This window comes from Polaromonas sp. Polasp52 (assembly GCF_059491565.1).
The window spans coordinates 3,024,512-3,044,140 of the sequence record NZ_CP168513.1; the positions used below are offsets into that span (position 1 = coordinate 3,024,512).

At 65.8% G+C, this 19,629-nt stretch carries 18 protein-coding genes; 8 read left to right on the forward strand and 10 right to left on the reverse strand.

Features of this window, described 5'->3' with window-relative positions; translation table 11 throughout:
• Window positions 1-14: 14 nt before the first annotated feature.
• Genes ACEN9P_RS14155 through ACEN9P_RS14170 form a run of 4 tightly spaced genes read right to left on the reverse strand, consistent with a single transcriptional unit; the run spans window position 15 to window position 4,569 of the window.
• Complete coding sequence (locus ACEN9P_RS14155; RefSeq protein WP_495619608.1) at window positions 15-980, reverse strand: LysR family transcriptional regulator; 966 nt, start codon at window positions 978-980, stop codon at window positions 15-17.
• Window positions 981-999: 19 nt separating this feature from the next.
• The gene (locus tag ACEN9P_RS14160) at window positions 1,000-1,332 is read right to left on the reverse strand and encodes a polyhydroxyalkanoic acid system family protein (RefSeq protein WP_074575927.1); all 333 of its coding nucleotides are present in this window, start codon (window positions 1,330-1,332) and stop codon (window positions 1,000-1,002) included.
• Entirely contained in the window at window positions 1,325-2,431 is a 1,107-nt protein-coding gene (locus tag ACEN9P_RS14165; RefSeq protein ID WP_495619609.1) for an aminopeptidase, read from the reverse strand. The genes ACEN9P_RS14160 and ACEN9P_RS14165 overlap by 8 nt, the downstream gene beginning before the upstream one ends.
• A gap of 8 nt (window positions 2,432-2,439) precedes the next feature.
• Complete coding sequence (locus tag ACEN9P_RS14170; protein WP_495619610.1) at window positions 2,440-4,569, reverse strand: molybdopterin-containing oxidoreductase family protein; 2,130 nt, start codon at window positions 4,567-4,569, stop codon at window positions 2,440-2,442.
• 49 nt (window positions 4,570-4,618) lie between these two features.
• On the opposite strand from ACEN9P_RS14170, the gene ACEN9P_RS14175 reads away from it, so the two are divergent.
• Both ACEN9P_RS14175 and ACEN9P_RS14180 read left to right on the forward strand, forming a co-directional pair.
• Complete coding sequence (locus tag ACEN9P_RS14175; RefSeq protein ID WP_495619611.1) at window positions 4,619-5,773, forward strand: ABC transporter substrate-binding protein; 1,155 nt, start codon at window positions 4,619-4,621, stop codon at window positions 5,771-5,773.
• A 161-nt stretch (window positions 5,774-5,934) separates the two neighbouring features.
• Entirely contained in the window at window positions 5,935-7,065 is a 1,131-nt protein-coding gene (locus ACEN9P_RS14180) for an ABC transporter substrate-binding protein (protein WP_495619612.1), read from the forward strand.
• 94 nt (window positions 7,066-7,159) lie between these two features.
• On the opposite strand, the gene ACEN9P_RS14185 is transcribed toward ACEN9P_RS14180, so the two are convergent.
• Complete coding sequence (locus tag ACEN9P_RS14185; RefSeq protein WP_495619613.1) at window positions 7,160-8,053, reverse strand: LysR family transcriptional regulator; 894 nt, start codon at window positions 8,051-8,053, stop codon at window positions 7,160-7,162.
• 86 nt (window positions 8,054-8,139) lie between these two features.
• On the opposite strand from ACEN9P_RS14185, the gene ACEN9P_RS14190 reads away from it, so the two are divergent.
• Both ACEN9P_RS14190 and ACEN9P_RS14195 read left to right on the forward strand, forming a co-directional pair.
• Window positions 8,140-9,102, forward strand: a complete 963-nt coding sequence (locus ACEN9P_RS14190; protein WP_495619614.1) for a tripartite tricarboxylate transporter substrate binding protein — start codon at window positions 8,140-8,142, stop codon at window positions 9,100-9,102.
• Window positions 9,103-9,181: 79 nt separating this feature from the next.
• Window positions 9,182-9,973, forward strand: coding sequence for a substrate-binding domain-containing protein (locus tag ACEN9P_RS14195; protein WP_477664472.1), 792 nt, complete (start codon window positions 9,182-9,184; stop codon window positions 9,971-9,973).
• 15 nt (window positions 9,974-9,988) lie between these two features.
• Here the strand turns inward: ACEN9P_RS14195 and argE are convergent, their stop codons facing one another.
• Window positions 9,989-11,200, reverse strand: coding sequence for an acetylornithine deacetylase (gene argE / locus ACEN9P_RS14200; RefSeq protein WP_495619615.1), 1,212 nt, complete (start codon window positions 11,198-11,200; stop codon window positions 9,989-9,991).
• A 98-nt stretch (window positions 11,201-11,298) separates the two neighbouring features.
• Here argE and ACEN9P_RS14205 point away from each other — a divergent pair, with 98 nt between their 5' ends.
• The 4 genes from ACEN9P_RS14205 (at window position 11,299) to ACEN9P_RS14220 (ending at window position 15,389) form a co-directional block, all read left to right on the forward strand.
• Window positions 11,299-12,165, forward strand: coding sequence for a decaprenyl-phosphate phosphoribosyltransferase (locus ACEN9P_RS14205; protein WP_477664474.1), 867 nt, complete (start codon window positions 11,299-11,301; stop codon window positions 12,163-12,165).
• Entirely contained in the window at window positions 12,162-13,115 is a 954-nt protein-coding gene (locus ACEN9P_RS14210; RefSeq protein WP_495619616.1) for a lysylphosphatidylglycerol synthase transmembrane domain-containing protein, read from the forward strand. Before ACEN9P_RS14205 ends, ACEN9P_RS14210 begins: the two co-directional genes overlap by 4 nt.
• Before the next feature lie 61 nt (window positions 13,116-13,176).
• Window positions 13,177-14,742 (forward strand): ArnT family glycosyltransferase, encoded by a 1,566-nt coding sequence (locus ACEN9P_RS14215; RefSeq protein ID WP_495619617.1) that lies wholly within the window; start codon window positions 13,177-13,179, stop codon window positions 14,740-14,742.
• Window positions 14,730-15,389 (forward strand): HAD family hydrolase, encoded by a 660-nt coding sequence (locus tag ACEN9P_RS14220; RefSeq protein WP_477664477.1) that lies wholly within the window; start codon window positions 14,730-14,732, stop codon window positions 15,387-15,389. The genes ACEN9P_RS14215 and ACEN9P_RS14220 overlap by 13 nt, the downstream gene beginning before the upstream one ends.
• 726 nt (window positions 15,390-16,115) lie before the next feature.
• Here ACEN9P_RS14220 and ACEN9P_RS14225 read toward each other — a convergent pair.
• The 4 genes from ACEN9P_RS14225 to ACEN9P_RS14240 form a co-directional block, all read right to left on the reverse strand.
• A complete protein-coding gene (locus ACEN9P_RS14225) occupies window positions 16,116-16,889 on the reverse strand; it encodes a tetratricopeptide repeat protein (protein ID WP_495619618.1) in 774 nt (257 codons plus the stop codon).
• A gap of 58 nt (window positions 16,890-16,947) precedes the next feature.
• Window positions 16,948-17,607 carry a TetR/AcrR family transcriptional regulator gene (locus ACEN9P_RS14230; RefSeq protein WP_477663642.1) on the reverse strand — a complete coding sequence of 220 codons (660 nt, stop codon included), beginning with the start codon at window positions 17,605-17,607 and terminating at the stop codon, window positions 16,948-16,950.
• 102 nt (window positions 17,608-17,709) lie between these two features.
• Window positions 17,710-18,993, reverse strand: a complete 1,284-nt coding sequence (locus ACEN9P_RS14235; protein WP_495619619.1) for a patatin-like phospholipase family protein — start codon at window positions 18,991-18,993, stop codon at window positions 17,710-17,712.
• A 108-nt stretch (window positions 18,994-19,101) separates the two neighbouring features.
• Window positions 19,102-19,599 carry a phasin family protein gene (locus tag ACEN9P_RS14240; protein ID WP_074575938.1) on the reverse strand — a complete coding sequence of 166 codons (498 nt, stop codon included), beginning with the start codon at window positions 19,597-19,599 and terminating at the stop codon, window positions 19,102-19,104.
• Window positions 19,600-19,629: the final 30 nt, after the last annotated feature.

The window sequence follows — 19,629 nt, forward strand, 5'->3', positions numbered from 1 at the left end:
GCCTGCCGCGTCCATTACCGCTTTGGGCCCCTGGCTTTCGCATTTTGCGAAGGCAGGGCGCCTTTCGACCTCCCAGGCCCAACAGGCGCCACCAGGAAATCCACCAGCGCCGTGATGGCCGCGTCGGGCTGGCCCGCCATGGTGGCCGCGAGCAGGCGGCGCCTGGCCCAGGCATCGGCCAGCGGCCGCCAGCCCAGCTTCATGCTTTTGATGAGGGGCAGCGTGGCACCTTTGGGCAGCACGGCCACGCCCAGGCCCGAGGCCACCATATGGCATACCGCGTCGAAGCTGCGCACCTGCATGCGCAGTTTCAGCGGCCGGTTCGCGGCCAGCGCGGCCTGCTGCTGCTTTTGCAGCATGGCGGCACCAGCCGTCAGGCTGATCCATTCCTCGTCGAGCGCGTCGGCGAAAGCCAGCGGCGCCTTGCTGCGCGCCAGCGCATGGCCGGCCGGCAGTATCAGCACCAGTTCGTCCTCGCGAAACAGGCGCGTGTCCAGCCCCGTGGTGTCCGGCCCCTCGACAAACACCGCCGCGTCGGCCCGGCCTTCGCGCAGGGTGGCCACCACGGCCTCGGACACCTGCTCTTCCAGGTCTATGTGCACCTGCGGCTGCAGCTCGCCGTAGCGCGCCAGCAGCGGGGGCAAAAACTGGCTGATGGCGGCGCTGCTGGCGCACAGGCGTATGTGGCGCGCGATGCCGCGCCTCAGGTCGGCCAGTTCGCCGCCCAGTTGCTCCATGGTCTGCAGCAGGGTCAGGCCGTGCTTGACGAAGACGCGGCCGGCCGCGGTGGGCAGCAGGCCGCGCGCGTGGCGCTCGAACAGGGCCTCGCCCAGGGCGTCCTCGAGCTCGCGTATGCGCCGGCTGGCCGCGGCCAGCGCCAGGTGCGAATCGCGCGCCGCCGCGGTCAGGCTGCCGGTCTGGGCGCAAGCCACGGCCAGCCGCACGGACACCAGGTCGAAGCGGGCGAGGTTGTAGCTCACGGGCCGCGCCCTTCGATTTTCAGGCGACCTTCTTTTTGGCGGCCGCCTTTTTTGCAGCGGGCTTTTTCGCGATCAGCGTGTCCAGGTTTTTCACGATCTCGCCTTCGATCTTGTCCTTGAACGCGCCCAGCAGGAAGCCGAGCTTGGCGTTCAGGTCGAAGCTGTCTTTGGTGACCACCAGCGTGCCGCTGACGCCCGAGCGGGTGAAGCTCACGAGGTCTTCGGTCTTGCCTTCTTCATAGGTGCATTCCATGTCGAATTTTTCTTCGACCTGCTCGGCCCACTTGAAGGCGATTTTGCGTGCCTCGGCAAGGCCCAGGCCGTGTTCGCGCTGGATGTGGATGTCAGCCATTCGATGTCTCCGTGTTGTTGTGGATGTCAAGCGCCTTGCGCCGTTCTTCCTTGGGCAGGCCGGCCAGCCTTTTCACCGCATCATAAAACCGTTGCCAGTCGCGGCCCTCGCGTTCGAACAGCATTTCGAAGCCGGGCACCAGTTCATCATAGGCGGCCTGCGCGCCGAACGCCGCGTTGTTGGCGCGTGCCACCCAGGGGTCGTAGCCCGCGAAGCCGCCCCAGGAGGCCTTGAGTGCGGTGTAGTCCTCGCGAAAGCGCGAGAAGGCCTGGGCTTTCGAGGCCGCCTGCGCGGCTTTGTCGGCGTCCGTGGCCGGCTTCTGGTCGTAGATCGCGGCCAGTTCCAGCCGTGTGGCCAGCGCCAGCGCGCGGAACTGCCGGCGCCGTCCGTCGAACTGGAGGTAATCCTGGCGGGCTTTATCGTTGCCGTGGGCGGCCTCGCTGTCCAGCCAGCGCTGGCTGCCCATGCGCTCCACGGCGGTGGCGAAGGACTCGTTGAACATGGTGTCGTCTTTGGCGTAAACCACCTGGTGCGCGAGTTCATGGAAGATCAGGCGCGCGAGTTCGCCTTCCGGGTAGCCGATGAAGGTGTTGAGCAGCGGGTCGCCGCCGGCCCAGTTCATCCAGCCCAGCGTGGAATAGGCGGGCACGCCGTAGACGCTGGTTTCCAGTCCTTGCGCCTTCAGCCGGTCGGCCTCGGCGCGCGCCTCGGCCTCGCTGAAGTAGCCGCGGTAGCCCACGCAGCCCGTGACCGGGAAACACCAGGTCTTGAGCGTCAGCGAGAACTCGGGCGCGGCCACCACGTTCCAGACCACGGCGCTGCGGCGCAGGTCGGCGTAGCGCCGGTAGCTGGGGTTGTCGGGCAGCTTGAGCTCGCTCACGGCGAAGCTGCGTATGCGCTGCGACAGCGCCAGCCGGTCTTTGAGCTGCCCGGAGGCCTGCGTGTCATTGAGCCACTCGTCCACCGGCCGGGCCGCGTTGAGCATCTGCAGATGGCCGCTGACGGACTGCCAGTAGTAGCCCAGGTCGGCGCAGCCCGCCAGGCCCAGGGCCGCGGCCAGCGCCACGGCCAGGGTCCGCTTCAGCGTGCCGCGTTTCATGGGCAAGCTCAGGCGGCTTGCGCCTCGCGCTGCACCTGCACCAGGCAGTCGTAAAACACCGGGCCGCGGCCCATGTCGGTCAGCTGCTGGCTGGTGAGTTCATTGACGTTGGTGCCGTCCAGGCCCAGCTTGCGCCACCAGATGCCCAGGCCGTTGACCACGCCGGGCCGGGCCCGCGCGGAGACCTCGGCCTTGACCCGGTATTCGCCGCGCTGGTTGAACACCTTGACGATGGCGCCGGTGGTGATGCCGCGCGCAGCGGCATCGTCGGCGTGGATTTCCAGCACCGGCTCGGCCTCGATGTCGCGCAGGCTTTTGACGTTGACGAAACTGGAGTTCAGGAAGTTGCGCGCCGGCGGCGAGATCATGGCCAGCGGGAACTGCGCGGAAGAGCCCGCCGCCTCATGGTTGGGCACATGGCCGGGCAGGCCGTCGGCGCCTTCGGCCGCCAGCCGCGCGCTGAAAAACTCGCAGCGGCCCGAGGCCGTGGGGAAGCGGCCCTCGGCAAAGGGCGCGTCTGGCAGGTCCAGCGTGGCAAAACCCTTGTCCAGCAGCTGCTGGAAGTCGACCTTGTCGCCGAACACCGCGCGGCACAGCTGTTCGTCGCTGTCGGAAAAACACGGATCGGTAAATCCCATGTGGGCCGCCAGCTCGCGAAAGATCTGGGTGTTGGGTTTGGCCTGGCCCAGCGGCGCGATGGCCGGGCGGTTCAGCAGCACGTCGGTGTGGCCGTAGGCGCCGTGCACATCCCAGTGCTCCAGCTGCGTGGTGGCCGGCAGGATGTAGTCGGCGTAATCGGCGGTGTCGGTCTGGAAGTGTTCGAGCACCACGGTGAACAGGTCTTCGCGCGCAAAGCCCTGCACCACCTTGCCGGACTCGGGGGCGACCGCCACCGGGTTGCTGTTGTAGACGATGAGGGCCTCGATCTTCGGGCCGAACAGCGGCGAGGCAGGCGCCAGCAGCGCATTGCCTATGGTGCTCATGTTGATGGTGCGCGGCTGCCGGCCCTTGAGCAGCTCGGGCCGCTGCAGCGCGGCCTTGTCCACCGGGAACAGGCCCGAACTGCTCAGCAGCACGCCGCCGGCGCGGTGCCGCCAGGCACCCGTGAGCGCGGGCAGGCAGGCGATGGCACGGGCCGCGTTGCCGCCGCCGTGCACGCGCTGCATGCCGTAGTTCAGGCGTATGGCGGCCGGTTGCTTGTTCACCATGCATTCACCCCAGGCGCGGGCCAGCGATCGGATCTGCTCGGCCGGCACGCCGCAGACGGCGGCGGCGCGCTCGGGGCTCCACTGCAGCGCACGTTCGCGCAGCCCGCCCTGCGGGCTTTCCCAGCCCAGGGTGTGGCGCGCGATGTAGTCGTGGTCCAGCCAGTCGTGGATGATGAGTTCGTGCATCAGCGCGAGCGCCAGCGCGGCGTCGGTGCCGGGCAGCAGCGCGATGTGCTCATGGCATTTCTCGGCGGTTTCGCTGCGGCGCGGGTCTATGCAGACGAGTTTGGCGCCGTCGCGCTTGGCCTGCTGCGCATAACGCCAGAAATGCAGGTTGCTGCCTATGGAGTTGCTGCCCCAGATGATGATGAGTTTGGATTCGGCGAAAAACTCCACCCGCATGCCGACCTTGCCGCCCAGGGTCTGCACCAGGGCTTCGCCGCCGGCCGAGGAGCAGATGGTGCGGTCCAGGAATGATGCGCCCAGCTGGTTGAAGAAACGCCCGGCCATGCTTTCGCCCTGCACCTGGCCCATGGTGCCGGCATAGCTGTAGGGGACGATGGCCTCGGGGTCGCGCGCCGCGATGGCCTTGAGGCGCGCCGCGATGTCGGCCAGCGCGGCCTCCCAACTCACCGGCTCGAACTGCCCGCTGCCTTTGGGACCGCTGCGCTTGAGCGGGCCCAGCAGGCGCTCGGGGTGGTAGCTGCGCTCGGTGTAGCGCGAAACCTTGTTGCACAGCACACCGCCGGTATGGGGATGCGCGGGGTTGCCCTGCACGCGGGTGGCGATGCCGTTCTCCACCGTGGTCAGCAGCGAACAGGTGTCGGGGCAATCGTGCGGGCAGGCGCCCAGCACCTGCACGGCGCCCGGCTTCAGCCGGTTGTCAGGGTTGGCCTCGGTCCTAGGGGAGATGCTGATGGTATTGCTCATGGTTCAACTTTATATTGGCTTGATCGTCGCATCCCGGGGGAGACACAGCATGACAACAACAATGAACGGAATGCCGGCATTCCGCGCCGCCGCCAGAATCACCATGGTAGCGGCCCTGGCCGGCCTGCTCGCGGCAGGGGTCAATGCCGAGGACGGCGTCAGCAAGACCGCCGTCACCCTGGGCCAGTCCCTGGCCATGACCGGGCCCGGCGCCACGCTGGCCCTGCCCTTCGCGCAGGGCGCGCGGCTTTATTTCGATCGGGTCAACGCGGGCGGCGGCGTCAACGGCCGCAAGATAGAGCTCACCACGCTGGACGACATGGGCAACCCCGACACCACGGTGGCCAACACCAAGAAGCTGCTGGACCAGAAGGTGTTCTCTTTATTCGGCTACTACGGCTCGCCGCAGGTCACCGCCGTCAATCCGCTGCTCAAGGACACGGACATCCTGCTGTTCGCGCCCATGGCCGGCGCCGACGAGCTGCGCGGCTCGCTCTACCCGAATGTCTATTCGGTGCGGCCCGGCTATTCCGAAGAGGCCGCGATGATCACGCGCCACGCCGAGACCCTGGGCATGCGCAAGCTGGCCATCCTGCACGGCAAGGACCCGGAGTCGCTCGCGGCGCTGGATTCGGCCGAGCGCACCATGGGCGGCCTGGGTGCCAACCTGGTGGCCAAGTCAGCGCTTTCGGGCGGCAGCGTGGCCACCAGCGTGGACCAGGTGCTGGCCAAAAAACCGGAATCGGTGCTGGTGATCAGCGACGCCTCGGGCGCGGCCAATGCGATACGCGACCTGCGCGCCAAGGGCTTTCGCGGGCCTATCTACGGTTTTTCGAGCACCGGTGAAAGCCTGCTGGCCGAACAGCTGGGCGCGGCCGGTGCCGGCGTGGTGGTGGTGCGCGTGACGCCCAAGTCGGACAACGCCAAAAGCGTGCTGGTGCGCGAAATGCAGGCCGATGCGCTGGCGGCCAAGCTCGGCAAGTCCAATGTCTACATGCTGGAAGGCTATATCGCCGCCTGGACCTACACCGAAGCCCTGCGCAGGGCCGGCAAGGACCCGACCCGGGCCAAGCTGCGCAAGGCGCTGGACAGCCTGCAGGACCTGAACCTGGGCGGCTTTCGTGTCCACTTCGACGGCGACCGCGTGGGCTCCAAGCTGGTCGAGCTCAGCCTGATCGATGCGATGGGACGGGTCAGGGAATAGCGCTGGGCGGGTCCGGGAATAGGGCTATTCCCTTGGAAAGCTGGCAATTTGCTGACGGCCGGCCTTCCGTGTAAGCCCAAAGTAGTGACCTATCGCACAGGCTTTCCTACTGTTACGAATGGGGGTAACCAGGCTGTAAGTTGTGTTGCGAGAATCGAGGGATGAACCTCACTCGCAGAAAATTTTCCATCCTGGCCGGCGCCTCCACGCTGGCCGGCTTTAATGTCGCCCATGCCCAGGCCGACAAAATCATCCTGGGCCAGTCCGCCGCCTTCACCGGTCCGGCCGCGCAACTGGGCATACAGTTCCACCAGGGTGCCAAGGTCTATTTCGACCAGGTCAACGCCCAGGGCGGCATCGGCAAGCGCCTCATTGAGATCCGCAATCTCGACGACGGCTACGAGCCCGAGCGCTGCGCCGAAAACACCCGCAAGCTGATCGCCGACGACGTGTTCGCGCTGTTCGGCTACATAGGCACGCCCACCAGCATCGCCGCGTTGCCGCTGGCGACCAAGGACAAGGTGCCGTTTTTCGCCCCTTTCACCGGCGCCATGGCGCTGCGCGACCCCTTCAACAAATACGCCTTCCATGTGCGTGCTTCGTACAACGACGAAACCGGCCTCATCGTCAAACAGCTGACCGGCCTGGGCCTGAAAAAAATCGCCGTGTTCTACCAGAACGACGCCTACGGCAAGGCCGGCCTGGACGGCGTCACGCTGGCCCTGGCGGCGCAAAATCTCAAGCCGGTGGCGCTGGCGACGGTGGAGCGCAACACGGTGAATGTGGCCGGCGCGGTCAAGACCCTGGTCGCGGCCGGGCCCGACGCGGTGGTGCAGATTGGCGCCTACAAGGCCTGCGCGGCCTTTATCCGCGAGGCCCGCAAGGCCGGCTACGGCGGCACCTTTTACAACGTGTCCTTTGTCGGCACGCAGGCGCTGGCCGACGAACTCGGCAAGGACGGCGCGGGCGTGGTGGTCTCGCAGGTCATGCCCTCGCCCTACAACACGGCCCGCCTCATCGCGCGCGAGTTCGTCGATGCGGCCAAGGCGGCGGGCAATGCCCAGGTCAATTTCTCCAGCATGGAGGGTTATGTGGCCGCCAAGGTCTTTGTGGACGGGCTCAAGCGCGGCGGGGCCGCCAAGGTCAGCCGCGAGTCGCTGATCGCCGGCCTGGAGGGCATGGGCAGCCAGTCACTGGGCGGTTTCTCCGTGACCTTCTCGGCGACGGATCACGTGGCCTCCAGCTTTGTGGAGCTGTCCATGCTGACGGGTGACGGCCGCGTGAGGACCTGAAGTATTTGACTCCCCGGCCCCGCAGCGGCCCGCATGAAAAACGCCTGACTCAGTCAGGCGTTTTCTTTTTGGGCGCGGGCATTGTGAGTGGCGCTCATCCTGCCAGCTCTTTCAACATCCCATACAGCATGGCCGCAGCCGGCTGCAAAGGCCGGTCTTTGCGCGCAATCAGTCCCAGCAGGCGGTGGATGCCGGGCTCGACCAGCGCAACCCCCTTGAGCGTGGCATGTGTTTGCGGCAATGACAGGCCCGGCAGCGCCGCCAGCCCCAGCCCGGCTTCCACCAGCGCGAGTGCACCCGTCACGTGGTTGACTTCGTAAAAGGCGCTGGGCGGCCGGCGCAGGCTTGAAAGGATGCTGTCCAACAGCAGCCGGTTGCCGCTTTGGCGCGACAAAGCCACCATCTTTTCATCAGCCAGCTCTTCCCAGGCAATCGAGTCACGATGCGCCCAGGGATGGTCGCGCGGCATGACCAGCACGTAGTCTTCCTGCCGCAGGGCCTCGAAACGGATCTCGGGCTCCTGCACGCCCACGAAATTCACACCGAAGTCCGCATCGCCGGACAGCACGCTGGTCAGCACCGCATTGGCGCTCTCATCCACCACCTTGATCCGGACGCTGGGAAACCGGTCGGCAAAGCGCTTGAGCACGCCGGGCAGCAGGTGGTGCGCCACCGACGGCAGGCAGGCAACCGTCACCTGGCCGCGCCGCAAGCTGGCGTTGTCCGCCAGCCTGAGCACGGCATCTTCGAGGCCGTTGAGGGCGGCGCGTGCCTCCTCCAGGAACTGCCGCCCCACGTTGGTCAGGGACACGCGCCGGGTGGTGCGGTCCAGCAGGCGGCTGCCGAGCGTCGCCTCCAGCTTGTCGATGCGGCGGCTGAGGGCCGGCGGAGAAATGGACAGGTCTTCTGCCGCCACCCTGAAACTGGCCTTTTCGGCGACCGCCACAAAAGCCTGGAGCTCGTCCAGCCCGAAATTGATCCGTTTCATGCACTAATCGGTCAGAAAGTTGCAATGTACAAATGATTGTGCCCCATCTAGCATCGCTTTCTCTTCAATCGACGCTGCCGTTGCCCATGAAACACCTACTTCCCCGTCTTGCCGTGGCCCTTGCACTGGCCGCCACCGCACTGTCGGCAATGGCCGATACCTGGCCGTCCCGGCCCATCCGCTTCGTCGTGCCCTTCGGCCCAGGCGGCGCCAACGATCTGGTGGCCCGCGCCGTGGCGGAGGCGGCATCGAAACAACTGGGCCAACCCATCATTGTGGAAAACAAGCCGGGCGCGGGCTCGGTGCTGGGCGCCGACTTGGTGGCCAAGGCCTTGCCCGATGGCTATACCTTCCTGACACCTGCCGGCGGCGTGATCACCAATGCGCGGATCAAGACCAAAATGCCCTACAAGGAAGAAGACATGGTGCCCGTGGCCATGATGGCGGTCAGCCCGTCGGTCATCGTGGTGTCCGCCGACTCGCCGATCAAGGACCTCAAGGGCTTGTTAGCCGCGGCAAAAACGGGCCGCGGATTGAACTTTTCAACCGCCGGCACCGGCAGCACGCCGCACTTCGTCGCCGAGATGCTCAAGCTCAAGTCCGGCGCGAAGCTTGAGGTGATTCCCTACAAGAGCGGCTCGGAGGGCATGGTGGCCGTGATCGGCAAGCAGGTCGACGCCACCTCCGAAGCCAGCGTGGTGGTCCTGCCGCAGGTCAAGGGCGGCAAGCTGCGCGCCATCGCGTCGACCTGGAACCGCCGCATTGCGGCACTGCCGGATCTGCCGACCGCCGAAGAGCAGGGCTACCCCAATGTGTTCATCGGCCACTGGTCCGGTGTGTTTGCCCCACGCGGCACGCCGGAAGACATCCTGGAAAAAATGAATGGCGCGATCAATGCGGCGCTCAAGTCCCCGGAACTGCGCGCCCGCCTGATCCCGCAGGGCATAGACCCGGTCAACGGCAGCCGCGCCGACTTCAGCAAATTCCTGGCGGGTGAGAAGGCCAGGCTCGGCCCGATCGCCAAGGCCGCCAACATGAAGGAAGACTGAATTCCCGGCTTCAGCCACGCATCGAGCCACATCACTGGCGCATGTGCCGACAAACCAACGACAGAAGGAGACCTTTGCCATGACATTCACATTCCAGCGGATACGACGCGTCGTCCTGGCCGCCTTCAGCCTCGTGCTGCTTGCCGGCCATGCCCTGGCCGCCGATATCCGGGTGATCAGTTCGGGCGGCTTCACCGCCGCCTACCAGCAATTGATACCCCTTTATGAGCAGGCCAGCCAGAACAAGGTCATCACCAGCTACGGCGCCTCCATTGGCAATGCGCCGGACTCGATTCCCAGCCGGCTGGCGCGCGGCGAGACCTTTGACATCGTGATCCTGGCCGACGCCGGGCTGGAGACGCTGGTCAAGGAGGGCAAGGTCACTCCAGGCAGCCGCGTCGATCTGGCGCGCTCCGTGATCGGCATGTCGGTGCGCAAAGGCACACCCAAGCCGGACATCAGCACGGTGGATGCCTTGCGCCAGACCTTGCTGAACGCGAAGTCGATTGCCTATTCCGCGAGCGCCAGCGGCACTTATCTGTCGACGGAGCTTTTTCAGCGCCTGGGCGTGGCCGACCAGATCAAGGACAAGGCCCGCAAGATTTTCAGTGAGCGGGTCGGGACGGTGGTGGCGCGGGGCGATGCCGAGATCGGCTTCCAGCAAGTCAGTGAATTGCTGCCCTTCAAGGAGCTGGACTTTGTGGGGCCCCTGCCCGATGAAGTCCAGCAGACCATCTTCTTTTCAGCGGGCCTCATGACGGGTGCCAGGGAACCCGAAGCGGCCCGACACCTGATCCGCTTCCTGGCTTCGCCTGCGGCCGCATTCATTGTGCGCGGCACTGGCATGGAGCCCGTTGCCGCCAAGCCTTGAGCTTGAAAGACAGGCCTAGCGCAGCTCGCGCGTGTTCACCAGGCCTTTCATGAAGTCCTGGCAGCGCGCCAGCTGCTCCAGGCTCACAAATTCGTCGGGCTGGTGCGCCTGGGTGATGCTGCCGGGCCCGCAGACCACGGTGGGAATGCCGGCGCCCTTGAAGATGCCCGCTTCGGTGCCGAAGGCCACCAGCGTGGTTTCCCGCGTGCCGGCCAGGCGCTGCGCAAGCCGGGTCACGTCGTCGCCGGCCGAGCCCAGAAAGGCCGGCACCTCACAAATCGTCTCAAAGCGGAAGCCGGCATCGGGTGCGACTTTTTGCATCGCCGGCTGCGCGCGCTGCGCATAGGCCAGAATCTCTTTTTGCATCGCATGCGCGTCGGCTGTAGGCAGGTTGCGGAATTCATAGCGGAACTCGGCGTCGCGCGGCACCACATTGTCGGCAATGCCGCCGTGGAACTGCCCGACGCTGGCGGTGCTGAAGGGCACGTCAAAACCCTCGTAGCGCGGCTCGCTGGCCTCAAAGCCCTCGGCCATGTCGCGCAGCTTGCCGACCACGCGCGCCGCCATCTCGATGGCGTTGACCGACTGCGGCGTGAGCGAGGAGTGCGCCTCTTTGCCGCGCACGCAGCATTTGTAGCGGTACACGCCCTTGTGCGCGGTGGCCGGCACCATGTTGGTCGGCTCACCGACGATGCAGGCCAGCGGCGCGATGCCGGCGTCCTTCATGTCGGCGATCAGCTCCCTCACGCCCAGGCAGCCGACTTCCTCGTCGTAGCTCAGCGCCAGGTGCAGCGCAAAGGGCGCCTGGCTGTTCAGGAAGTCCCCGGCATGGGCCAGGGCCATGCCGATAAAGCCCTTCATGTCGCAGCTGCCGCGCCCGTAGAGCCGCCCGCCCTCGATGGCGGCCGACAGCGGATCCAGCGTCCAGTCCTGGCCGTCCCAGGGCACGGTGTCGGTATGGCCCGACAGGATGATGCCGGCCGGCTTGCCTTCGCCCAGCGTGGCGAAGAGGTTGGCCTTGGTCTTGCCGGCATTGGTGGTGATGCGGCTGGCCACGCCCAGCCGGGCCAGCTCGTCGCGCACGAAATGGATCAGTTCCAGGTTGCTGTTGTCGCTGACGGTGTTCATGCGCACCAGGGCCTGGATCAGCTCCAGGGCGCGGGGCGAGACGGCGGGCAGGGCGATGGGGGAGGAAGGGGCGAGGGTGGGGGAGGGTGCAAGAGCCATGGCCCCCATTTTGGCCGTATTCGGGAATCGGCGGCGCTCAGTTATGCTTCAAGCTCGTTCTTCCCGGGGGTGTCCCGGGGTGTTACCCCTCTTTTCCGATGCCCTCTTCCCCTTCTTTCCCGCTGGCCCTGGTCCGCCTCATGCGGCCGCACCAGTGGCTGAAAAACGTTTTTGTGTTCGCCGGCCTGGTGTTCAGCCAGAACTGGCAGGACATGGCGCTGGACTGGCGCGTTTTCCATGCTTTTGCGGCTTTTTGCTGCCTCTCCAGCATGGTTTACATCATCAACGACTGGCATGACCGCGCCAGCGACGCCCTGCACCCCACCAAACGCCACCGGCCCCTGGCCAGCGGCGCGGTGGCGGTGCCCGTGGCGCTGGTGCTGGCCGGCCTGCTGCTGGTGGCGGGCCTGCTGCTGGCGGCCGGCAACCGCACTTTGCTGGCTTTGCTGGCGGCCTATGTGCTGCTCAACCTGGCGTACTCATGGCGGCTCAAGCAGGTGCCGGTGGTCGACGTCTCCATCATCGCCTCGGGTTTCATGCTGCGCCTCCTGGCCGGCACCGTGGCCGTCGGCATTCCGCCCTCGCGCTGGCTGCTGCTGACCGGCATTTTTGTGGCCCTGTTCCTCGGTTTTGCCAAGCGCAAGGCCGAAAGCTTCCATGAAGAGGCCAGCCAGCGTGCGGTGATGGCCCACTACCCCTCGGCCCTGCTGGACACCTTCATGGCCGTGACCATGACCGCCACGCTGACCACCTACAGCCTGTTCGCCACCAGCCCCGAGGCGCAGCTGCAGCACGGCGAGCGCCTGCTCTACACCGTGCCGGTGGTGATCTTCGGCATGCTGCGCTACACCTACCAGGTGCACCGCGGCCACGGCGAAGACGTGGCGCGCGATATGCTGCGCGACCCCTGGATACTGGGGGCCGGCGCGCTCTGGCTGGCCATTTTCCTGAGCCGCTGGCTGTGAAGCCCGCGCCCGCTTCCTCCGCGCCGGTTGCGGCGGGCCTTCCCTTCAAGCGCCTGCTGCTGGTGCTGGGCGTGGTGGCCACGGCCTATGCGGCCGCGCTGCTGGTCTGGGGCGACAGCCCCAAAGCCTCGCTGGCGCTGCTCTGGTCCTGGACGGGCGCGCAGGCAGCCGGCCTGTGCCTGCTCAACTACCTGCTGCGCGGCCTGCGCTGGCGGCTCTGGATGGCGCATTACGGCCGCCATTTCGGCTGGCTGCAGGGCCTGCGCCTCTACCTGGCGGGCTATGCCTTCACCCCCACGCCCGGCAATGTCGGCGAGGCGGCGCGCGGCTTGATGCTGGCGCGCCAGCCCCTGGGCGCCGGGCAAAGCCTGGCCATCTTCGGCGCTGAACGGCTGGCCGACCTGCTGTGCCTGCTGCTGCTGTGCCTGCCGGCCGCCGGCTGGGTGCTGCGGCATCCCGCGGTGCAGGCCGCGTCCACGCTGCTCGGTGGCCTGCTGGCGGCCGCGGCGCTGGTGTTGTTGATGGTGCTGGGCCTGCTCTTCAAACACCGCGACCGGCTGTTTGAGCGCCTGTCCTGGCTGCGGGAGGCCTGGCACTGCCTGGCGCTGCGCCCCTGGCTTTGGCTGGGGCTGACCCTGGCGGCCTGGGCGGCGCAGGGTGTCGCGGTCTGGCTGGTCTGCCGCGGCATGGGCGTTCAACTGGAGCTGTTGACGGCCACGGGCTTTTACGCCGTCGCCATGGTGGCAGGCGCCCTGTCCGCGCTGCCCGCCGGCCTGGGCGGCACCGAAGCCGTGCTCACGGGCCTGCTGGTGGCGCATGGCGCGACGCCCGCGGCGGCGCTGGCCGTCACCGTGCTGGCGCGGCTGCTGACGCTGTGGCTGGCCGTGGCCATAGGCGTGCTGGCCTTGCTTTATAGTGCGGCCATCCGCAAGGAAATCAGCTTCCGCTAGCCTGCTCCCGCCTTGCCCGCGGCCGCGTTGCCGCCGGCGCCGCTCCCCTTTTTGAGCTTTCATGTCCCAGAACCACGATTCCGCCACCCCCGCCACCCCCGCCGCCTCAGCCGCCTTTCCCGTCACGCTGAGCCGCTGGCTGCTGGCCGCCGGCCTGCTCTCGTTGCTGCTGCGCTTGTGGATTTCCGTGAGCTTCCCGGTCACCGGCGACGAGGCCTTTTTCTACTGGTGGGGCGTGTACCCCGACTGGGGCTATTCGGACCACCCACCCATGGTGGGCTGGCTGATCGCGCTGATGCGCGCCACCTTGGGCGACAGCCTCTGGTCCATACGCCTGCCCATTGTGCTGCTGCCGCTGGCGCTGGGCGCGGCACTGTGGTGGGCGCTGAAGGGCGCGGACCGGGTGCGCGCCGCCTGGGCCGTGCTGTTTTTCTGGCTGGCGCCGCTGAACTGGCTCAACACCCTGATCACCACCGACACGCCGCTGATCTTCTGGTCGGTGCTGTCGGTCGCCGCGCTGATGCGCGCCGAGCGCCGCGCCCTGATGGACCGCGCCGCCTGGGGTTTGTATGCGCTGTCCGGCGTTTTCCTGGGCTGCGCCTTTTTGTCCAAGTATTTTTCGGTGGTGCTGGGCTTCAGCTACCTCGTGTACTTCGTGCTGTACCGCCGCGAGCGCCTGGCCGGTTTGGCCCTGCTGGTGTTGTGCGCCTTGCCCGGGCCGGCGATCAACATCGCCTACAACATGTCGCACGGCTGGTCCAACATCATGTTCAATGTGTACAACCGCAATGAAGATGCCAATTTTGAGTGGCGCAAGCCGCTGACCTATATCGGCATGATGGCCTACCTGGTCACGCCGGCCGCGCTGTGGATGGCGGTGCGCTACCGCCAGTCCCTGCTGGCCGCGGCGCGCTCGCAGCGCCTGCTGGCCTGCCTGGTGGTGGTGCCGCTGCTGTTCTTCGCACTGCTGTCGGCCAAAAAAATCATCGGCCTGCACTGGGTACTGTCGTTTTACCCCTTTGGGTTTGCCTTCCTGGCCTCTGCCCTGCCGGCCGACAAGCTCAAGGCCTGCGCCAAGGGGCTGGCCGTGTTCGCCGGCCTGCATGTGCTAGTGGTGGCGGGGCTTTACATGACCACGCTGGACACCTGGCGCAGCACCAAGCTTTATCCGCAAATCATCCGCAGCTACAAGACCGCCGAAATGCTCCAGCAGGTCACGGCGCCCGGTGTGGTGCTGATGGGCGAGGCCTACACACCGGCCTCGATATTCGGTTTTGAGCGGCGCCAGTACATGCCGGTCTTCGGTGTCGGCAAGTTCCATGCGCGCCAGGACGACATGCTGGTCGATTTTTCGCTGTACCAGGGCAAGACGATTCGCATCATCCTCGCCGACAAACCGCGCCTGGAGGAGTTTGCGCCTTATTTCGCCTCGGTGCGCGTGCTCAGCTTCGAGCAAAACGGCGTGCCTTTTTACGCCCTCGAAGGCACGGGCTTTAACTACCAGGCTTATCGCGAAGGGGTGCTGGGCACGGTGTTCAAGCGCTACTTCAATATTCCCAAATGGCTGCCCATGACGGGCTGCCCTTTCTGCGAACGCTATTGCGGCCAGGTGCGATGCCCGAGCTAAGCGCCCAGGACACCGGCCCGGTTGTCGCCGCCTTTGACTTCGACGGCACGCTGACCCGGCGCGACACCTTCACGGTTTTCCTCGCGCGCGGCCTGGGCTGGCCGCGTTTTGCGTGGGCCCTGCTGCGCTGCTCGCCCTGGCTGGCCGGCTATGCGCTGCGCATCGTGCCCAACCACGTCGCCAAAGGCAAGCTCATGCAGGCCACGCTGGCGGGCCGCAGCCTTGCCGAGATCGACGGCTGGACCGCGCAATGGCTGGCAAAAGATTTCCCCGGCCAGCTGCGCGAGGATGCGATGGCACACCTGGCCCGGCACCGCGAGGCCGGCCACTGCTGCGTGATGGTCAGCGCCTCGCCCGACATCTACCTCAAGCAGGTGGCGCGGCAGCTGGGCTTTGATGCGTTGCTCTGCACCGAAATGGAAACGGCGGGCGAGGGCGAGGCCCGCCGCCTCACGGGGCGTATGCGGACGCCCAACTGCCATGGGGAGCAGAAGGTTGTCAGGCTACGGGAGTGGGCGGCCGGGCGCTTTGGCTCGGCCGGGCTGGAGGGGGTGACGCTCTATGCCTATGGGGATACGTCCGGCGACAAACCGATGCTGCGGTTGGCGCGGCATGCGTGGTATCGGGGGGAGCCTTGGAGCGGGTGAGCGGCTCCTGCTCTGGTCCTTGTGTTCTCTGCCGAGGGCGGTTGGCCGGGGGTAGCCCGGCGGCTACTCACTTTTATCGAAACCCGCAAAGCGGGTTTTCTTTTGTCCGCCAAACGGCGCGCTACGCGCGCGGGGTTTGCTCACTTCGCGCAGCGAAGTTACGCAAACACCAAAAGTAAGCAAAAGAAAAGGCGACCCTGGTGTTTGCGTTCCCTGCGCTTCGCTCCGGGGCAACCTGCGGTGCTCGGTTCAGGCGGGGTCTCGCTAAACTCGCTTCGCTCAAACAACGCGATCCCTTATCCGCCTGAACCTGCGCTCCTCGGCGCATACACAAGGGGGTGGGAGAAAAATACCAATACCGAAAACCACAAGGACACGCCATGGCGTGTCCTTGTTTGTATTTGTCTTGGGGTTTTTGTCTTCTGTCCCCGTTCCCGATTGCCCCGTCCTGGCTGGGCCGAGGAGCGCAGAGACAAGCGGATCAGGGCTGGCGTTGTCTGAGCTGAGTGAAACGCAGCGAGTTTAGCCAGACCCCGCTTGGCTCGAGCACCGCAGGTTGCCCCGCAGCGCAGCGGAGGGGACCCAGACTGCGGGTCGCCTTTTCTTTGCTTACGTTCTTTTGGCGAAGCAAAAGAAAGTAAGTCGCCCGCCGGGGCGAGACCCGGCCAGCAGGACTAAGTGGAGGAAAGAGGAGGAAGAGCGCGCCCAGCCGGAGCAAGACCCGGCTCAGTCTTCCAACTCCGCCTTAGCCATCTCCACATCAAGCCTCTCCGTCGCATCCAGCGGCTTGCTGGCCGCCGCCTGCTCATACAGCTTGGTGGCTTCCTTCATCTTCTTGTCGCCTTCGAGCATGACCATGCCGTTGGCATATTCGATCATGCCGATGGCCGAGCCGGGGTGCAGCTTCAGGGCGTCCTTGTAGAGCGACAGGCCCACGTCCTTTTTGGCGCCGTAGGTCATGCCGCCTATCAGCGAGCCGACCTTGTCGATGACCTCGGCGTGGAAGGCGGCCAGCGCGATGTGGGCGTCGGCGTGTTTGGGCGAGAGCTTGATGGCCTGCTCCAGCGCGTTTTTCACCTTGGTGCCCAGGCCTTGCGCCAGGGCCTTGGCCACGCTGATGCCCTGGCTGTAGCGGCCCAGCGCATAAGCCTGCCAGTACCAGGCGTTGGCGTTTTTCGGGTCGTCCTTTTGCTGGGCCTCGGCGCGGGCGGCGACTTCCATGAAGAGGTCCAGCTTGGCCTTTTCCTTGGTTTCCAGGTAGGTGGCGTACATGCTGGCGGCCTTGTTGGCCACCGTGATGCCGTCGCCGCCGGCTTTGAGGCCCGCGTCAGACGCCTTCTGGAATTCACCGTTGTGGAACAGCACCCAGGCCTGCAGCACATCGGCGTCCTTGGGCAGGGGTTCGCAGTCGCCCAGGTGCAGGCGGGCCCAGCTCTTTTTCAGGCTGGCGGCATCGAATGCGTAGTCGCCGGCATGGGGAAAGGCAGTCCATTTGGCCATGTGTCTTGTCTCCTTGGTAAAAATTGTTGTGTTATGGATGAGGGCGGTTTGAAGGAACTCAAGCCGGGCTGCTGTAAGCGCCGACCAGGGCCTGCAGGTGCGCGCGCTGGCTTTGCTCCAGGTAGGGAATCAGCAAATTGAGCACGTGGTGCGCGCCGCGCAGCAGCGCGGCCTGGGCGTTGCCGGGCTCCAGCGCGTTGCGCGGGTCGCGCACGTACTCGAAGCTGAGCCAGTAGGTGAGCACCACCACCATGCTGGTGGCCGTGGCCTCGACCTCGCGCGAATCGATGGTCATGGCGCCGGCGCGGCTCATGCCGTCGAGCAGGCCCTTGACGGCGCGCGTCTTGTTCTTGAGCACCCACTGGAAGTGAGTTTCCAGCCGGCGGTTCTTGCTGAGCAGGTCGTTGAGGTCGCGGTACAGGAAGCGGTACTGCCAGATCAGCTCGAACAGCGTGTGCATGAAAAACCAGGCGTCCTCCACGTCGCGCACGCCGTCGCTGGCGTTGAGCAGCTCGCTCAGGGACTTTTCGTAGCGGTCGAACAGCGAGTTGATGAGCTCGTCTTTGGCGGGGTAGTGGTAGTAGAGGTTGCCGGGGCTGATGTTGAGCTCGGCGGAGATCAGCGTGGTCGACACATTGGGCTCGCCAAAGCGGTTGAAGAGGTCCAGGGTGACCTCCAGGATCCGCTCTGCTGTACGGCGCGGCGCTTTTTTCGCCATAGTTGTCTACCTTGTATTGTTCTTTAACTCTAACCCAGCGCCTGCCGGCGCGAAACTAGGGAAGTCCACAAAACCCGGGTCCGCCCATAGAGAACCTTTGGGTTACGCCGCCAGCGCCGCGCGGGAAGGCGATCGCAGCGCGTGGCTTAAATCTTCCATGACTTCCTCCAGCGAGGCGATGGCCCGGCCCACGCGGGTGGCGGCCGGCCTTGGGGCCACCAGGTGGCGCTTGGGGTCTTCCAGGACGTCCAGGTTCAGGCTCACGCCGTGCCGCCCGAGCTTGGCCGACAGCGTGGTTTTGCGCGAGCGCAGCATCTGCCGGGTCTTCTGGTAGGCGTGCTCGGCCAGTTCGCGGCGCTGCCGGTAGCTGAAGGTATTGGCCAGGAACATCTCGGCGTCGCGGTGGTCGGGCTCCAGCAGCACGATGTCGGTGTCGGGGTAAGCGTGCTCATAGTGCTTCATGCCCAGCTCCAGCCGCGAATGGATCATGGAGCGGAAAGTCTGGCTCATGACCGCGGGCAGGCCGCCGCTGACGATGCGCGGTATGGCCTGTTTTTCGGTCGGCAGGCCGCGGCGCATGACGCGCTGGTCCATGGCCAGCCGAGGCGCGCGCGTGGAGTTGAAGGGCACCAGCGGGTTCAGGCAGAACATCAGGTCCACGCCCTCGTCCATGGCCACGCCGGCGTGCATGGTCTTCTTGAGGGCGCCGTCCACGTAGTAATGGTTGTCGATCTCCACCGGCGGGAACAGGCCGGGCAGGGCCGAGCTGGCCTGCACGGCCCTGGAAATGGGTACGTGGTCCCAGCCGGGGCGGCCAAAGGGCGCGGCGTCGCCGCTGTCCAGGTTGGTTGCCACCAGCGTCAGGCGGGTGCGGAGTTCGCGAAAGTCATTGGTGCGGCCGGGCTTGGAAAACAGTTTTTCGAGTTGCGTGTCGACTTCGTCGTTGGCAAAAATGCCGGTGGGCAAGGCCGGCCCCAGCGCTTCCAGCGCATGGACAAAAGACTTGCGCCCAAAGGTGGCGCGCCACGCGGCCGACGCGGCCAGGCCGGGCAGCGTGATGCCGCGTCGCAGGAATTCGCCGTAGGCCGGCACCATCAACCAGGCCGGGTCGAAGACCTCCGAGGCCTTGTCGTCGTTTTCGATAAAGGCCGCGCAGAGTTCGCGCGGTGTCATGCCGTTGGCCAGGCCCGCCGCGATAAAGCCGCCGGCCGAGACGCCGACGTAATGGTGCAGTTCGGTGAAAGAGATGCCCTGCAGGGATTCATCGAGGGCACAGAGCGCGCCTATCTCGTAAATGGCTCCCAGGGGACCGCCGCCTGCCAGTGCCAGTGCAATGCGCGGCTGGCTGCTGGAGGGCTTGCTTTTTGAACGCTTGGCTGAAGTCATGGGAAGAAAGTGTAGACGGCGGCCCCGGGAATATTTGCTGCTTTGCAGCAAAGCGCACAGGCGAAAAAAAAGGGACGGTATGTCCCTTTTTGATGAAGCTTGCCGTGCTTACGCCGACTTGCGCGCGGCCGGGCGCTTGGCGGCCGGGGCTTTTTTCGCGGCAGGTTTTGCGGCGCTCTTGGCGGCGGGGGCCTTGCCGCTGAGTTTTTGCACATTGCGGTTGAGTTCGTCAATGCGCGCGATCAGCGCGTCCACATCCTTGGCCGAAGGCACGCCGAGTTTGTTCAGGGCCTTGGCGACGCGGTCTTCGAAGATGTTTTCGAGTTTGTCCCACTGGTGGCCGGCTTTGGACTGGATGTCGGTGGCCATGGTGGCCATCTTGTTAGTGGCTTCGGAGATCTTCTCTTCGGCGACGGCCTGGGTCTTGCGCTGGATGGACAGGCCTTCCTTGACCAGGGTCTCAAAAACCTTGCCGCCTTCTTCTTGTGCCTTGGAGAATGCACCCAGGCCGGCCAGCCAGATTTGCTGGGCGGACTCTTTGACGGCGCCCGAAAGCTGGGGGCCGGATTTTTTGTCGGCGCTCATTTTTTGCAGTTTCTTGACCATGATGGACTCCAGACGGTGAGGGTTGTGGAT

Coding starts and splice junctions, on each gene's coding strand:
- ACEN9P_RS14160 (WP_074575927.1), bottom strand. CDS start 1,332: ATGGCTGACATCCACATCCAGCGCGAACACGGCCTGGGCCTTGCCGAG.
- ACEN9P_RS14165 (WP_495619609.1), bottom strand. CDS start 2,431: ATGAAACGCGGCACGCTGAAGCGGACCCTGGCCGTGGCGCTGGCCGCG.
- ACEN9P_RS14170 (WP_495619610.1), bottom strand. CDS start 4,569: ATGAGCAATACCATCAGCATCTCCCCTAGGACCGAGGCCAACCCTGAC.
- ACEN9P_RS14175 (WP_495619611.1), top strand. CDS start 4,619: ATGACAACAACAATGAACGGAATGCCGGCATTCCGCGCCGCCGCCAGA.
- ACEN9P_RS14180 (WP_495619612.1), top strand. CDS start 5,935: ATGAACCTCACTCGCAGAAAATTTTCCATCCTGGCCGGCGCCTCCACG.
- ACEN9P_RS14185 (WP_495619613.1), bottom strand. CDS start 8,053: ATGAAACGGATCAATTTCGGGCTGGACGAGCTCCAGGCTTTTGTGGCG.
- ACEN9P_RS14190 (WP_495619614.1), top strand. CDS start 8,140: ATGAAACACCTACTTCCCCGTCTTGCCGTGGCCCTTGCACTGGCCGCC.
- ACEN9P_RS14195 (WP_477664472.1), top strand. CDS start 9,182: ATGACATTCACATTCCAGCGGATACGACGCGTCGTCCTGGCCGCCTTC.
- argE (WP_495619615.1), bottom strand. CDS start 11,200: ATGGCTCTTGCACCCTCCCCCACCCTCGCCCCTTCCTCCCCCATCGCC.
- ACEN9P_RS14205 (WP_477664474.1), top strand. CDS start 11,299: ATGCCCTCTTCCCCTTCTTTCCCGCTGGCCCTGGTCCGCCTCATGCGG.
- ACEN9P_RS14215 (WP_495619617.1), top strand. CDS start 13,177: ATGTCCCAGAACCACGATTCCGCCACCCCCGCCACCCCCGCCGCCTCA.
- ACEN9P_RS14220 (WP_477664477.1), top strand. CDS start 14,730: ATGCCCGAGCTAAGCGCCCAGGACACCGGCCCGGTTGTCGCCGCCTTT.
- ACEN9P_RS14225 (WP_495619618.1), bottom strand. CDS start 16,889: ATGGCCAAATGGACTGCCTTTCCCCATGCCGGCGACTACGCATTCGAT.
- ACEN9P_RS14230 (WP_477663642.1), bottom strand. CDS start 17,607: ATGGCGAAAAAAGCGCCGCGCCGTACAGCAGAGCGGATCCTGGAGGTC.
- ACEN9P_RS14235 (WP_495619619.1), bottom strand. CDS start 18,993: ATGACTTCAGCCAAGCGTTCAAAAAGCAAGCCCTCCAGCAGCCAGCCG.
- ACEN9P_RS14240 (WP_074575938.1), bottom strand. CDS start 19,599: ATGGTCAAGAAACTGCAAAAAATGAGCGCCGACAAAAAATCCGGCCCC.